This window comes from Nostoc parmelioides FACHB-3921, assembly GCF_014696625.1.
Taxonomy (GTDB): Bacteria; Cyanobacteriota; Cyanobacteriia; order Cyanobacteriales; family Nostocaceae; genus Trichormus; species Trichormus parmelioides.
The window spans coordinates 1-13,734 of sequence record NZ_JACJQL010000013.1 but is presented as its reverse complement, the minus strand read 5'-3'; the positions used below and the strand labels follow the sequence as shown (position 1 = coordinate 13,734).

General features: G+C 43.7%; 15 protein-coding genes. 8 read left to right on the top strand and 7 right to left on the bottom strand.

Going from position 1 to position 13,734, the window contains the following annotated elements; genetic code table 11:
• The first annotated feature begins 9 nt into the window (after window positions 1–9).
• Entirely contained in the window at window positions 10–873 is an 864-nt protein-coding gene (locus H6G14_RS11270; RefSeq protein ID WP_044521962.1) for a cyanophycinase, read from the top strand.
• A 172-nt stretch (window positions 874–1,045) separates the two neighbouring features.
• Complete coding sequence (gene cphA, locus H6G14_RS11265) at window positions 1,046–3,751, top strand: cyanophycin synthetase (RefSeq protein ID WP_190567597.1); 2,706 nt, start codon at window positions 1,046–1,048, stop codon at window positions 3,749–3,751.
• Window positions 3,752–3,821: 70 nt separating this feature from the next.
• Here the strand turns inward: cphA and tatA are convergent, their stop codons facing one another.
• Together tatA and H6G14_RS11255 are read right to left on the bottom strand one after the other, a co-directional pair.
• Window positions 3,822–3,995 carry a twin-arginine translocase TatA/TatE family subunit gene (gene tatA, locus H6G14_RS11260; RefSeq protein ID WP_190567503.1) on the bottom strand — a complete coding sequence of 58 codons (174 nt, stop codon included), beginning with the start codon at window positions 3,993–3,995 and terminating at the stop codon, window positions 3,822–3,824.
• A gap of 235 nt (window positions 3,996–4,230) precedes the next feature.
• Window positions 4,231–5,622, bottom strand: a complete 1,392-nt coding sequence (locus H6G14_RS11255; RefSeq protein WP_190567502.1) for a serine/threonine protein kinase — start codon at window positions 5,620–5,622, stop codon at window positions 4,231–4,233.
• 76 nt (window positions 5,623–5,698) lie between these two features.
• On the opposite strand from H6G14_RS11255, the gene cbiT reads away from it, so the two are divergent.
• Both cbiT and H6G14_RS11245 read left to right on the top strand, forming a co-directional pair.
• On the top strand, window positions 5,699–6,301 hold the full coding sequence (gene cbiT, locus H6G14_RS11250) for a precorrin-6Y C5,15-methyltransferase subunit CbiT (RefSeq protein ID WP_190567501.1): 603 nt from the start codon (window positions 5,699–5,701) through the stop codon (window positions 6,299–6,301).
• A gap of 267 nt (window positions 6,302–6,568) precedes the next feature.
• The gene (locus tag H6G14_RS11245; protein WP_190567500.1) at window positions 6,569–7,453 is read left to right on the top strand and encodes a phosphatidate cytidylyltransferase; all 885 of its coding nucleotides are present in this window, start codon (window positions 6,569–6,571) and stop codon (window positions 7,451–7,453) included.
• A 74-nt stretch (window positions 7,454–7,527) separates the two neighbouring features.
• Here H6G14_RS11245 and H6G14_RS11240 read toward each other — a convergent pair whose 3' ends face one another.
• On the bottom strand, window positions 7,528–8,241 hold the full coding sequence (locus H6G14_RS11240) for an LmeA family phospholipid-binding protein (RefSeq protein ID WP_190567499.1): 714 nt from the start codon (window positions 8,239–8,241) through the stop codon (window positions 7,528–7,530).
• A gap of 275 nt (window positions 8,242–8,516) precedes the next feature.
• Here H6G14_RS11240 and H6G14_RS11235 point away from each other — a divergent pair, with 275 nt between their 5' ends.
• Together H6G14_RS11235 and H6G14_RS11230 are read left to right on the top strand one after the other, a co-directional pair.
• The gene (locus tag H6G14_RS11235) at window positions 8,517–9,305 is read left to right on the top strand and encodes a pseudouridine synthase (RefSeq protein ID WP_190567498.1); all 789 of its coding nucleotides are present in this window, start codon (window positions 8,517–8,519) and stop codon (window positions 9,303–9,305) included.
• Window positions 9,306–9,390: 85 nt separating this feature from the next.
• Window positions 9,391–10,191, top strand: coding sequence for a helix-turn-helix domain-containing protein (locus tag H6G14_RS11230; RefSeq protein WP_190567497.1), 801 nt, complete (start codon window positions 9,391–9,393; stop codon window positions 10,189–10,191).
• Between the two features lie 150 nt (window positions 10,192–10,341).
• On the opposite strand, the gene H6G14_RS11225 is transcribed toward H6G14_RS11230, so the two are convergent.
• The 4 genes from H6G14_RS11225 to H6G14_RS11210 form a co-directional block, all read right to left on the bottom strand.
• Window positions 10,342–10,566: a type II toxin-antitoxin system HicA family toxin gene (locus H6G14_RS11225; RefSeq protein ID WP_190567496.1), complete on the bottom strand. Its 225-nt coding sequence runs from the start codon at window positions 10,564–10,566 to the stop codon at window positions 10,342–10,344.
• Between the two features lie 3 nt (window positions 10,567–10,569).
• Window positions 10,570–10,779: a type II toxin-antitoxin system HicB family antitoxin gene (locus H6G14_RS11220; RefSeq protein WP_190567495.1), complete on the bottom strand. Its 210-nt coding sequence runs from the start codon at window positions 10,777–10,779 to the stop codon at window positions 10,570–10,572.
• A 165-nt stretch (window positions 10,780–10,944) separates the two neighbouring features.
• A complete protein-coding gene (gene malQ / locus H6G14_RS11215; RefSeq protein WP_190567494.1) occupies window positions 10,945–12,453 on the bottom strand; it encodes a 4-alpha-glucanotransferase in 1,509 nt (502 codons plus the stop codon).
• A gap of 8 nt (window positions 12,454–12,461) precedes the next feature.
• Entirely contained in the window at window positions 12,462–12,629 is a 168-nt protein-coding gene (locus tag H6G14_RS11210) for a hypothetical protein (protein ID WP_190567493.1), read from the bottom strand.
• A 13-nt stretch (window positions 12,630–12,642) separates the two neighbouring features.
• On the opposite strand from H6G14_RS11210, the gene H6G14_RS11205 reads away from it, so the two are divergent.
• On the top strand, window positions 12,643–13,074 hold the full coding sequence (locus tag H6G14_RS11205; RefSeq protein ID WP_190567492.1) for an NUDIX domain-containing protein: 432 nt from the start codon (window positions 12,643–12,645) through the stop codon (window positions 13,072–13,074).
• Between the two features lie 88 nt (window positions 13,075–13,162).
• On the top strand, window positions 13,163–13,561 hold the full coding sequence (locus H6G14_RS11200) for a RidA family protein (protein ID WP_190567491.1): 399 nt from the start codon (window positions 13,163–13,165) through the stop codon (window positions 13,559–13,561).
• Window positions 13,562–13,734: the final 173 nt, after the last annotated feature.

Genomic DNA, 13,734 nt, shown 5'->3' with positions numbered 1-13,734 from the left:
AGAAACACAATGCCGCAATTACAAGCTAAATCGCTGGAAATGAGGACACCCCAAGCAACTAAGACCGCCGTTCTCGTAATCGGAGGCGCAGAAGATAAAGTTCATGGACGCGAAATCCTCAGAACTTTTTTTGGACGAGCTGGTGCAAGCAAAGCCTATATTACAATTATTCCATCTGCCTCCCGCGAACCTGCGATTATCGGTGGACGTTATATTCGCATTTTTGAAGAAATGGGTGCTGAAAAGGTCGAAATTTTAGACATCCGTGAACGGGAACAATGCGAATCTTCTCAGGTCAAGGCATCCCTCGAAGCCTGTAGTGGTGTTTTCTTAACCGGAGGAGACCAACTGCGCCTGTGTGGTGTATTGTCTGATACACCAGTAATGGAAATAATCCGGCAGCGAGTGAGAGGCGGGCAACTAACTCTGGCAGGCACAAGTGCTGGGGCAGCAGTGATGGGGCATCACATGATTGCTGGCGGCGGTAGTGGTGAAACACCTAATCGTTCCCTAGTGGATATGGCAACAGGTTTGGGGTTAATTCCCGAAGTGATTGTTGATCAACATTTCCACAACCGTAATCGGATGGGTCGCCTCATTAGTGCGGTCGCTGCTCACCCCGATAGACTAGGTATTGGCATTGATGAAGATACTTGTGCTGTATTTGAGCGTGATGGTTGGCTCCAAGTCTTGGGTAAAGGCAGTGTCACCATCGTCGATCCCACTGAACTCACCCACACCAACGAACCCCACGTTGGCGCTAACGAACCTTTAACCGTGCATAACTTACGTCTGCATATCCTCAGCTATGGCGATCGCTTCCATCTGTACCAAAGGACTGTATTGCCTGCGGTACACCGGATCTCCAGCTGACGGAATAGAGTACCTGAGGTTAGACTGAATTGATCTTTAATTTATTTCCTGCTGTAAAAAAATCAGAGGAATACCATGTAAAAAGATAAAAACTGTTTTTCATGAACAGTTTAGCGATCAATTCCAGTAAGAAACTAGAATTTTGGTTCCGAATCTCCATCTACCTATTCCCATGAGAATCCTCAAGATCCAGACCTTACGCGGCCCAAACTACTGGAGCATTCGACGCCACAAACTGATCGTCATGCGCCTCGATTTGGAAACCCTTGCCGAGACGCCATCAAATGAAATCCCCGGATTTTATGAAGGATTAGTAGAGGCGCTGCCAAGTCTGGAAGGTCATTATTGCTCGCCTGGCTGTCATGGTGGTTTTTTGATGAGAGTGCGAGAAGGCACCATGATGGGTCATATCGTGGAACACGTAGCCCTAGAACTCCAAGAATTAGCTGGAATGCACGTGGGCTTTGGTCGTACCCGTGAAACTGCCACACCCGGAATTTATCAGGTAGTAATCGAGTATTTAAACGAGGAAGCGGGACGCTATGCTGGACGAGCAGCTGTCAGGTTGTGCCAAAGCATTGTAGATCGCGGTCGATACCCCAAGGCAGAACTAGAGCAAGACATACAAGACCTGAAAGATTTATGGCGTGATGCTTCCCTGGGTCCCTCCACCGAAGCAATTGTCAAAGAAGCAGAGAAACGTGGTATCCCTTGGATGCAGCTGAGCGCACGCTTTTTGATTCAACTAGGCTATGGCGTGAATCATAAGCGGATGCAAGCCACCATGACCGATAAAACGGGTATTTTAGGCGTAGAACTAGCTTGCGATAAAGAAGCAACCAAACGCATCTTAGCCGCATCTGGCGTGCCAGTACCCAGGGGTACAGTCATTAATTTCTTGGATGATTTGGAAGAAGCCATTGAATATGTTGGCGGTTATCCGATTGTAATCAAGCCCCTAGATGGCAATCATGGACGCGGTATTACAATCGATATTAGAAGTTGGGAAGAAGCTGAAGCCGCTTACGAAGCAGCTAGACAAGTTTCCCGGTCAATCATTGTTGAGCGATATTACGTTGGGCGCGACCACAGAGTACTAGTGGTAGATGGTAAAGTCGTGGCCGTTGCCGAACGTGTACCAGCTCATGTGATTGGTAACGGTCGCTCCACCATCGCCGAACTAATAGAAGAAATAAACCAAGACCCCAACCGTGGCGACGGTCATGATAAAGTCCTCACCAAGATAGAACTAGACCGGACTAGTTACCAACTACTCGAAAGGGCAGGTTTTACACTCAACAGCGTGCCACCAAAAGGCACGATTTGTTATTTAAGGGCAACTGCCAACCTTAGTACAGGTGGTACTGCTGTAGATAAGACAGACGAAATTCACCCAGAAAACGTCTGGTTAGCCCAAAGAGTAGTCAAGATTATCGGTTTGGATATCGCCGGACTAGATATCGTCACTACCGACATTAGCCGCCCCTTAAGGGAGTTAGATGGTGTAATTGTCGAAGTCAACGCTGCACCAGGCTTTAGAATGCACGTAGCCCCCAGCCAAGGCATTCCCCGCAACGTTGCCGGTGCAGTTATGGATATGCTCTTCCCCAACGAACAATCCGGCCGCATTCCCATCCTCAGCGTCACCGGCACTAACGGTAAAACCACCACTACCCGCCTGCTGGCACACATTTACAAGCAAACAGGTAAAGTAGTAGGCTATACAACTACCGATGGAACATATATCGGTGATTACTTGGTTGAATCTGGTGATAACACTGGGCCTCAAAGCGCTCACGTCATCTTACAAGACCCAACCGTCGAGGTTGCAGTTTTGGAAACAGCCCGTGGCGGTATTTTGCGCTCTGGCTTAGGCTTTGAGTCTGCTAATGTAGGTGTAGTGTTAAATGTGGCAGCCGATCACTTAGGAATTGGTGACATTGACACTATTGATCAGTTGGCTAACCTGAAAAGCGTGGTAGCGGAATCGGTGTATCCTGATGGTTATGCAGTACTCAACGCCGACGATCGCCGCGTCGCTGCAATGGCAGAAAAAACTAAAGCCAATATTGCCTACTTCACCATGAATCCCGACTCGGAATTGGTGCGGAAGCATATCCAGAAGGGCGGAGTAGCAGCCGTTTATGAAAATGGCTATCTGTCAATCGTCAAAGGCGATTGGACACACCGCATCGAAAGGGCAGAACAAATCCCCTTGACAATGGGTGGGCGCGCACCATTTATGATTGCTAACGCCTTAGCCGCTAGTTTGGCAGCCTTTGTACAGAACGTCTCCATTGAGCAAATTCGCGCTGGCTTAAGAACCTTCCGGGCTTCCGTGAGTCAAACCCCAGGACGGATGAACTTATTCAATTTGGGCAACTACCACGCCTTAGTTGACTATGCTCACAACCCAGCTAGTTACGAAGCTGTAGGCGCTTTTGTACGTAACTGGACAAGTGGACAACGCATTGGTGTAGTCGGTGGGCCTGGCGATCGCCGTGACGAAGATTTTGTCACCTTAGGCAAACTAGCCGCCGAAATTTTTGATTATATCATCGTCAAAGAAGACGACGATACCAGAGGCAGACCAAGGGGTTCAGCTTCCGAGTTGATTACCAAAGGCATCACCCAAGTTAAGCCAGATGCTCGTTATGAGTCCATTCTGGATGAAACTCAAGCAATTAACAAGGGCTTGGATATGGCTCCCGCGAACGGTTTGGTGGTCATCCTACCAGAAAGCGTTAGCCGTGCTATTAAGTTAATTAAACTGCGTGGATTAGTCAAAGAGGAGATACAGCAACAAAATCCCTCGACAAGTGTTATAGATAACCAAAATGGCGTAGCATCTTCTTCAGTAATTAATACTTTGCTGTAGTCGATAGTAGAGATGTGGTCATTCCCATCTCCACTATTGACCGTTGCTGAATCTTCTTAATTGGAATTTCTTATTTTTCTTCTTCCGGGTTGGTATCCTCACTAGGAGTTTTCAACTCCTCCTTAAAACCTCTCAAGGTTTTACCTAGTGCGCTTCCCAGTTCGGGAATTTTTTTTGGGCCGAATATGACTACGGCCACAACGACAATGATTGCGACTTCCGGCCATCCTAGTCCAAATAACATATCAATTTCCTCTTAAACTTTTTAATTAACAGCAAGATGCAATTATCGGTTGGCTTTTTAAGTGTACGATGTCTGACAATCTCTTGTTGCTAGTATGCTTGAGATATATATTTTAGAAGTTTTTTCCTCAACTATTAAAGATATTAAGACTTATCTCGCATTTCTAGGAAGTTAAGTTTGATTTTTTAACGCAAGGGCAGAGGGGTTCAGAAATTTTAAACATTTGCTAATCTAATTATTCTCTCTGGATGGGGATATTTAACCAATCGCTTAATTCTTGGGCTAGCCATTCTAGTTCTGTTTCTGATTGAATGGCTGTGTTAGTTCCCAGTTGATATTTCTGAACTCCAGCCCAAATCTCTAATTGTGCTGGTACTTGAGTTTTAGCACCTTCAGAATCTTTTGTTAAATGTCTGGATATGTAAACTAATTTGGTAATACTGTCTCTTGATACAGGGCGAGGACGATGAAATTTAAAACCAAATAATTCATGGGTGAAAGTAATTTGTTCTCTATTCAAGCGTAGCCGGTTGCGCCCAAATAAACTGAGGAGAAAAGTGTAAGCCATAAAATAGCCAGCACCCCAGAAAGGCAGGGAGAATAAAGCAAAAGGGATGTTAACGGGGAAAGGTGCTGAGAGTGCGCCTATTGTCCAAAATAAAATGAAAGAATTCCAGGCGATCGCAAATAATCCCATAAATACCATCGATGGCTGAAAACCAACGGGGGGAATCAGTATTTCTAGAGAATCTGCATCCTTAGTTAGTTGAATGTTGCTCCAATCTGGTTTACCAATAACTAACTGACTATGAGTGGGAAGATGTGAACTTTCTAAGGCTTTGAGTGCTTGCTGTGCTGAACTGAAGCGTCTTTCCACACTGGGTTCAGTCATCGTCTTTAACCAAGCCGTCAAACCCGGACTGAGGTTAGCTACTGACTCAAATTGAATCCGAAAATCTTTTTGGGGTAAATCTGCTGGGTGAGTACCTGTTACCAAATAAATTAATGTTGCTCCTAAGCTATAAAGGTCAGACGCTGCGACTGTACGTCCACCAAATTGTTCTGGGGGCATATATCCGTAGGTTCCTACTACCGTCCTTGTCCCACCTTCTGCACCCAAAGCCGTCTGTACAGAACCAAAATCTACTAGATATACCTGACCGACATGATTACCAGAACGCTCTCCCAACAAAATATTGCTAGGCTTAATATCACGGTGAATAACAGGCGGATACAACCCATGTAGATATATGAGAATCTCTAAAATTGCTGTGGCTATTTGTTTAATATCAGATTCACTAAAACTACGCCCAGATTGTAAGTATTGCTCTAAAGTTTGGGCTGAGATATAACTCTGTACAAGGGCAAACCCTTTGATAGTAGGGGAATTTACTTCAAAATAGTCCAAATATTGAGGAATATGGGGATGAGACAAAGACTTGAGAGTTTCAGCTTCACGCTCAAACAGCTTGAGATCATCCCACTCAAAGTCACTACTAAAAGCCAGCAGCTTGACAATTACTAATTCACCAGTGACAACATCTTTAGCAAGTAATGTCCGCCGTCCTGCTTTTTTTCCTAATAGCTGTTGAATCTCGTAGCGAGTGTTGAAAATTTCTCCAAGCATAATCATTGCTTATAACGCTACGTTTATAACTTGCCAAATTAAACAAACTAATACCCCTAATATATTGTATCTTTCTATGCCTTCCCAACTTTGGCCTTATGTTACCCCTGGTATCCCCGATGAATTCTTCGAGCATTTGCCGGGAATCCCCCTTACCCAGCGAGAAATTAGGCTGTTGTTAATTTCTCAACTACGTTTAGAACCTGACTCGGTTTTATGGGATATTGGTGCGGGGACAGGTACAATTCCTGTGGAAGTGGGGCTACTATGTCCAAAAGGACAGATTATTGCTGTGGAACGAGACGAAGAAGTCGCAAATTTAATTAAACGAAATTGCGATCGCTTTGATGTCAAAAATGTGGAAATAGTCGAAGGTAGCGCCCCCGAATGTCTACATAATATTAAAACTGCTCCTCATCGCGTCTGCATTGAGGGAGGAAGACCGATTCAAGAGATTTTGCAAGCAGTATGGCAATATTTACCATCATCAGGCAGAGTTATCGCCACAGCCGCTAACCTCGAAAGCTTGTATGCTATTTCCCAGAGCTTTTCCCAATTACAAGCGAGAAACATTGAAGTTGTTCAGTCCGCAGTCAATCGCTTAGAAACGCGAGGATTTTCTCAAACCTTTGCCGCAGTTGATCCCATTTTTATCCTCAGTGGTGAGAAACTAGACTAGGGATTGGGGAATAGGGACTGGGTACTAGGAAGAGTAGAAGAGGATGGAGAGTAGGGAGAAGAAGGCAGGGGAGGCAGGGGAGGCAGGGGAGGCAGGGGAGGCAGGAAGAGAAGTCGTGAGGAGGGTTTCCCTCCGGGCGAACTTACTCCAAGATTTTCGCCCAATACCCAGTCCCCAGTACCCAATCCCCAATCCCCACACCCAGTACCCAGCCCCCAGTACCCAATCCCCAATCCCCACACCCAGTACCCAACCCCGAATACTTCTATGCCTTGGTCTCGGATTATTAGTGGAATTGTTGCGATCGCCCTTGCTTTAGTTGCTGTCCTGTTGGGGGGTTGGTATTTCACCATCATGCTGGCGATCGTTGTTTTCTTAGGACAACAGGAATACTTTGATTTAGTTCGCACTAGAGGAATTTTGCCAGCCGCGAAAACTACTTTATTCCTTAGTCAAGTTTTACTAGTTACTTGTACTTTGGACAGCAATTTAGTTGATGCTGTCATGCCCATTGCAGGTACATTTATCTGCTTTTATTTACTATTTCAACCGAAAATGGCCACAATAGCCGATGTTTCGGCATCGATTATGGGACTATTTTATGTCGGGTACTTACCCAGTTATTGGGTGCGGTTACGGTCAATTGGTAGCACAGCCATCAGTAATTTACCTTTAGGGGGCTACTGGCCAGGAAGTTTGACAGATATTCTCGAAGAAAGAAATTTTGCCTCTCTCCCCCAAGGGTTCAAAATTACAGTGCTGACATTTTTGTGCATCTGGGCAGCAGACATCGGTGCATATACTATCGGTAAATTCTTCGGCAAAACTCGTCTGTCTGATATCAGCCCGAAAAAAACAGTGGAAGGTGCTGTTTTTGGTATCAGTGCTAGTCTAGCCGTAGCTTTGGCTGGTGCTTTTTATCTTCAGTTACCCCAATTTCTGTTGACTGGCACAATTTTAGGCTTACTAATTGGTTTGGCTAGTCTATTAGGCGACCTCACTGAGTCAATGCTGAAGCGCGATGCTGGTGTGAAGGACTCCGGACAATTGATCCCCGGTCATGGTGGCATCTTAGATCGCACAGATAGTTATATCTTCACCGCTCCTTTGGTTTACTATTTCGTCACGCTCATTTTGCCATTACTTAGCTAATAGTCAGTTGTCAGTCGTCAGTGGTCATTCTTCTTTACTTCCCCTGCTTCCCCTGCCTCCTGCCCACTCCATCATCACGGATTAACGTTCACTTGTCCGCGACAAACTAACTGTCCAGGGGTAAGCTTCAGTTCTTGTATATCAACATCTGAGCCAAGATCCACATTATGCGGATCGCTATCTTCTAATAGGGTGACTTGGTTTTGTTGAACTCGAATTTGCGATAATTGCAATTCCTGTCCACTGAGTAAGTCTAAGTGTAAGCAAATTTCCAGGGGTATAGGTTCACTTGCAGATGTTAGGATAGCATTCAGTTTGATTTGCTGATGATCCAGAATAATTTTTTGCCAAAGAATATGCTTGGATTTTGACCAATATTCTGGTAAAAGTTTATCCAGTACATCATTTAAAGCAGTCGATAATAGCCCAGATGAAAGGGAAGTATTTAAATCTGTCTCATCTATGATTAACTCACCACTTACGGGTACTACTTGCAATAATTGCAGGGGTTGACCCTTAAGTACTTGACCAATATTGATTTGAATATTCTCTGCCGCGAGTTTAATTTGTGTAATATGGAGGCCTTGATAGATGGCATGACTAGCAAATATAGAAACCCAGGGAATGCAACCGGAGAGAAGTTGGCGATCGCTGGCTTTTATTTCTACTTCCAGATCAGAGATTTGACTGACTTGCGATCGCAACCACAATTTTAAAGCTGTGGTCAACACATTCGTAATGATGCGGATTTTGTTTAAACCTCTTGTTTGGGAATTATTCTCTGGCATTTAACCACTCTATAAATGCGTATTTGCTGGGTAGTCAAGCGAACTTTAAATAAGCCTTAACTGTAACATCTATAGCTAATATCTACAAAACACCAAGATTATGATTGTTCTTTAGGCTCTAAAATTATCAACCGTAATTTATCGTAAATTCAAGGGTTTAAAAACCTAATCAAAAACAAGCAGTCTCGGTTGAGTAAAGGACTGTTGTCCGAACTCTAGCTGTTTTGAATTTTGTAGCGCTTGCGTTTCCTGTAGGGTATTTTGAATTGTTAAATATGGAGGCTAGGTTACAAAAAGTTCTTGCTCAATGGGGTATCGCCTCTCGTCGGGAGGCAGAAGAAATGATACGGCGATCGCGTGTGCAGATAAATGGCACATTGGCTGAATTAGGTCAAAAAGTTGACCCGGAACGGGATATAATTACAGTTGATGGTAAGTCAGTATCAGCTCAAAGGCATCCCCGTCTAACGTACTTATTACTAAACAAACCCACCGGAGTAGTTTCTACTTGCTACGATCCACAGGGTAGAAAAACTGTGTTAGATTTACTGCCAGAGGAATTACGTAAGGGTTTGGGTCTTCACCCAGTTGGTCGCCTAGACGCAGATTCTACAGGAGCATTAATACTTACCAATGATGGAGATTTGACATTTAAGCTGACTCATCCCAGTCATAGTATTCCCAAGACTTATCAAGTTTTAGTGAAAGGTCATCCCCCGGAAGCAGTGCTAGAAAAGTGGCGGGAGGGTGTGCTGTTAGATGGGAGAAAAACCCGCAAAGCCAAGGTAAGCTTGCTAGAAAGTCTAGTGGAAAAAAGTCGTTTAGAAATCGTTTTGCAGGAGGGACGCAATCGCCAAATTCGCCGTGTAGCAGAACAATTGGGATATCCAGTCATTAAGTTACATCGTACGGCGATCGGTTCAATTCAATTACAAACCTCAAAACAACCATTATTGCGTGCTGGAAATTATCGTATTCTTCGAGACGAAGAGATTCATAGTTTGCAAGAACAGTTAAAGCATATCCCTACGAAACCGAACAACATTCACAATCCCCTTGCGTAGAGATATTGAGTTATCACCTGTCAACTGTCAACTAACACTCAATCCTATTAAGAGATTCAGCTGAGGTAAGGAGTTTAGATAAGTCATGAAATGGCTAAAAAGAAAGCAAGATGAGCAACCGCAACTTTCGTTAGACCAACAAAGAGCCGAAAAACTAGCCGAATTGGGCGCTCAATTATGGGCTTCCCGACAAGAAAAGGGTTTATCTCTAGAAGAAATGGTCGCTATCACTAGAATTCCTCGGCGATTGTTGCAAGCAATTGAAGAAGGTAATCTCAACGATTTACCAGAACCAATATATATTCAAGGTTTGATTAGACAATTTGCTGATGCACTTGGCTTTAATGGTGTGGAATTGTCTAGCCATTTCCCTGTTGTTTCCGAGCAAAAGAAACTTCAGCCTGTAGGCGAATCCCCATCAATTAGCTTATTACGGCCTATTCATCTTTACTTACTTTACATACTGGTTATCGTCTGCTCTGTTAGTGGCTTGTCGCAATTATTAAATAACGCTGCACTGCGGGCAAACGACAATGAGAATACACCACAGATTAATCAAGAAACAGTAGCCGATTCCCAACCAAAGTTAATTAAAACTGAACCTGTAAGCGATCGCATCACCAAAGAGAAAAATCATCAATCCGTACAGATTGGTGTCACTCTCAAAGCATCATCGTGGATTCGCGTCATAGCTGATGGGAAAACAGAATTTGAAGGAACTTTACCAGAAGGTTCTCATCGAGTTTGGAAAGCCCAAGAACAACTAACTGTGAAAACCAATAATGCTGGTGGTGTGCTGATGAGTGTCAATCAGCAAGCAGCCAAAAAAATGGGAGAACTAGGTGAAGAGGAAGAAATTAAGATTGCAGCTCAACCTGGATTGTAGAAGGGGTATAGGGGTATGGGGGTATAGGGGTGTAGGTTGAATACCTACATCCCTACACCCTCAAACCCTAATTAAGAATTAGTTATCCTGCTTACCTTGTGGGGCGCGACCGTAGAGTTTAGTGAGAGTCTTGAAGCGATGGATCATATCTCACCTCGATTCTAGAAATTCTTCAAGAGTCAATTCAATGTCGTTGGCTATTTGTCGTAAAAGTCTGGGAGAAACATCACGCCCTTTATGAAATGGGACAGTTGTCCCTCGACCATCTTGATGGCGAAACTGCTTGTGAGAGCCATTTTGACGAACTTCTACAAAGCCTAAATTTTCTAGAATACGTACAACCTCTTGTGGCTTCAGAACGGGAACACTGCTCATAACTCACTGAACCACAATCTGCTGTGTGCCTACAAACTCCGTTTTGAATACTACTTTTTCATCTTCCAAAAGCATTTCAATTACTTCGCGGAGATTTTCGTGCAACTCGTCCAAAGTTTCTCCCTGGGAATGCGCTCCAGAAAAACCAGGAACATAACCAACATAAAGGTTGGTATCTGAATCTCGCTCGATAATCGCAGTGAAGATTTTCATAGCTGATTATTATTGCTTAACTATTCAACGACATAAGGCAACATCTTGCATCGCCCACTTATCACCTCATATTACAGTTTAAGTCAAGCTGTTTGTAGTCTGCTTAATTAAGAAAAAATGTGAGATGTAGGATTATAGGAATGAAAAACCCTACACCCCTACACCCTATTTTTCCTGCGGGGCGCGACCGTATAGTTTAGTGAGAGTCTTGAAGCGATCGCTTAATTCATCTGTTAACGTTGCAGAATCATAGCGCCACGCCCAATTTCCCTCAGCAATGCTAGGAAAATTCATTCGCGCCTCGTTACCCAAGCCCAAAATATCTTGTAAAGGAATAATGGCTTGATTCGCTACAGAACTCAAAGCCAAGCGAATTAAATCCCAGTGGATACCTTCAGGACTAATACAACCCAAATAAAGTAATAGATTGTTTTTTTCATAATCATTGGCTGTATTAAACCAACCTACAGTTGTGTCATTATCGTGAGTTCCTGTATAAACTACAAAATTACGGCTGTAGTTAAAAGGTAAAAAAGGATTTCCTGGGTCAGAACCAAAAGCAAACTGCAAAACCTTCATCCCTGGGAATTCGTACTTATCTCGTAGCGCTTCTACTTCTGGTGTAATTATCCCTAAATCTTCTGCCAAAACAGGTAATTTACCCAGTTTTTGCTTAATGACATCAAATAGTTCTTCCCCTGGTGCTGTCACCCACTCACCATTCATAGCTGTTTCCTCACCTTGGGGTACAGCCCAGAAAGCTTCAAATCCTCGGAAGTGGTCGATACGAATCACATCAACGTAATCCAGCATCGCCTCAAAACGCTGCACCCACCACTTAAAGTTTTGTTTTTGTAACTCCTCCCAGTTATAAACCGGGTTGCCCCACAACTGACCAGTAGCACTAAAATAATCTGGTGGGACACCCGCCATCAGCGCAACTTCCCCCGTTTCCTCGTCAAGACAAAATATATCAGGATTCGCCCAGACATCAGCACTATCATGGGCTACGTAAATCGGGATATCACCGATAATTTCGATCCCCCGCATATTGGCGTAACTCTTCAACTCTGACCACTGACGGAAAAATTCATACTGGATGAATTTGTAATAAAAAATCTCATCCGTCAGTTGACGCTGTACCTTTTCTAAAGCTGCTGCATCACGTTGCGCTAGTTCTGGTTCCCATGTGTGCCAACTGGTGCTATTCTTTGTATCCTTTAGCGCCATAAATAAGGCATAATCATCTAGCCAATAGCCTTTAGTTTCACAAAACCCAGCAAAACCTTTTTTTTGCAAGGGTGATGCTTTTGTTTTGAAATTCTCACAAGCTTTTTTGAGGAGTTGAATTTTGATAGGCGCAGCCTGCTCAAAATCTACTTTTTCGTTGGCAAAATTTGGGAGATTAGCAAAATCTTCCTCAGATAGCAAACCTTCATCTAGTAATTTGTCTGGGCTAATCAGCAGATGATTTCCTGCTAACGCCGAGTACGACATATAAGGAGAATTACCGTATCCAGTGGGGCCTAAGGGTAAGACTTGCCAATATTGTTGATAGCTCTTTTCCAGGAAATCAATAAATTTGTAGGCTTCTAAACCTAAATCCCCAATGCCAAATCGGCTAGGAAACGAGGTAGGATGCAGTAGAACACCGCTTGATCTAATAAAAGGCATATTTTACTTCAAATAATACGAGGAGCGATCGCGCGATCGCCTACCGTTGGTGAACGCATCGAATCTATCATGCTAACGCCACCTTGGAAAGCTATCTGAGAGGGTGAAAGTAATGAGTGATGAGTAATGAGTGATGAGTGATGACTGTTGACCGTTGACCAATGACCAATGACCAATGACTAATGACTAATGACTTATAGAAATCCTACACCTACGGTTGATATCATCATTGAATTGGTAGATAGATCACATAGACCGATAGTATTAATTGAGCGACATAATCAGCCTTTCGGTTGGGCGCTTCCTGGGGGTTTTGTGGATTATGGGGAAGCGGTGGAAGTAGCAGCGCGGCGGGAAGCGGAAGAAGAAACAGGTTTACAGGTGGAGTTAGTTGAACAGTTGTTAGTGTATTCTGATCCCAGTCGTGACCCGCGTCAGCACACGATTAGTATTGTATTTTTGGCGACAGCAACGGGAGAACCAAAAGCCGGAGATGATGCTAAAGGTGTAGGCGTTTTTGAGTCTTGGCTTGTACCTAGTAATTTATGTTTTGACCACGATCGCATTTTGCGGGATTATTGGCGTTATCGGCATTATGGGATTCGTCCGAGATTGGGCTAAACAATGCAAAATTTGTCCGTAACCAATCGTCAAAAGCTGAGGCTGAGACTTGCTCCCAAATTCCCAAACTTAAGGCGTAATCATATCTATGGCTCATCAAGTTATTCGTACAGATAAAGCACCTGCACCAGTGGGGCCTTATAATCAAGCGATCGCCGCTTCTGGTAAATTACTATTCTTAGCTGGACAAATTGCCCTTGATCCCAATACCGGTACAGTTGTGGGTGAGGGAGATGTAAAACAGCAAACAGAACAAGTATTCGCTAATATCCAAGCAATCTTACAAGCTGCTGGGATTAAATTTTCTAATGTCGTCAAAACAACTGTATTCCTCGCGGATATGAATGATTTTGCTGCTGTGAATGCAGTTTACGCCAAATATTTTGAGGAAGCCACAGCGCCGGCGCGTGCTTGTGTAGAGGTGTCGCGGTTGCCAAAAGATGTATTGGTGGAAATTGAGTGTATTGCTGTGATTCCTGAAAGATAATTCAAAAATCCCCGAATTTTTCCAAAAATCGGGGATTTAAATCTTTTTTTATTTTAAGTAAGTCTCCTAGAACACCGATTCAGTAATCGTAGAAAAAAAGAAAAATCAGCCTAGAGAGAAGTAAATAATGAAGCAGAAAGCAGAGAAAACGTTTGCCAGCTAAAGCTTATAGC

What these genes read in the sequence shown, in the direction of transcription:
- H6G14_RS11235 (WP_190567498.1), top strand. Translation starts at nt 8,517, where the DNA reads ATGGAGGCTAGGTTACAAAAAGTTCTTGCTCAATGGGGTATCGCCTCT.
- H6G14_RS11220 (WP_190567495.1), bottom strand. Translation starts at nt 10,779, where the DNA reads ATGAAAATCTTCACTGCGATTATCGAGCGAGATTCAGATACCAACCTT.
- H6G14_RS11245 (WP_190567500.1), top strand. Translation starts at nt 6,569, where the DNA reads ATGCCTTGGTCTCGGATTATTAGTGGAATTGTTGCGATCGCCCTTGCT.
- cphA (WP_190567597.1), top strand. Translation starts at nt 1,046, where the DNA reads ATGAGAATCCTCAAGATCCAGACCTTACGCGGCCCAAACTACTGGAGC.
- H6G14_RS11205 (WP_190567492.1), top strand. Translation starts at nt 12,643, where the DNA reads ATGACTTATAGAAATCCTACACCTACGGTTGATATCATCATTGAATTG.
- H6G14_RS11255 (WP_190567502.1), bottom strand. Translation starts at nt 5,622, where the DNA reads ATGCTTGGAGAAATTTTCAACACTCGCTACGAGATTCAACAGCTATTA.
- malQ (WP_190567494.1), bottom strand. Translation starts at nt 12,453, where the DNA reads ATGCCTTTTATTAGATCAAGCGGTGTTCTACTGCATCCTACCTCGTTT.
- H6G14_RS11240 (WP_190567499.1), bottom strand. Translation starts at nt 8,241, where the DNA reads ATGCCAGAGAATAATTCCCAAACAAGAGGTTTAAACAAAATCCGCATC.
- cbiT (WP_190567501.1), top strand. Translation starts at nt 5,699, where the DNA reads ATGCCTTCCCAACTTTGGCCTTATGTTACCCCTGGTATCCCCGATGAA.
- H6G14_RS11230 (WP_190567497.1), top strand. Translation starts at nt 9,391, where the DNA reads ATGAAATGGCTAAAAAGAAAGCAAGATGAGCAACCGCAACTTTCGTTA.
- H6G14_RS11270 (WP_044521962.1), top strand. Translation starts at nt 10, where the DNA reads ATGCCGCAATTACAAGCTAAATCGCTGGAAATGAGGACACCCCAAGCA.
- H6G14_RS11225 (WP_190567496.1), bottom strand. Translation starts at nt 10,566, where the DNA reads ATGAGCAGTGTTCCCGTTCTGAAGCCACAAGAGGTTGTACGTATTCTA.
- H6G14_RS11200 (WP_190567491.1), top strand. Translation starts at nt 13,163, where the DNA reads ATGGCTCATCAAGTTATTCGTACAGATAAAGCACCTGCACCAGTGGGG.
- tatA (WP_190567503.1), bottom strand. Translation starts at nt 3,995, where the DNA reads ATGTTATTTGGACTAGGATGGCCGGAAGTCGCAATCATTGTCGTTGTG.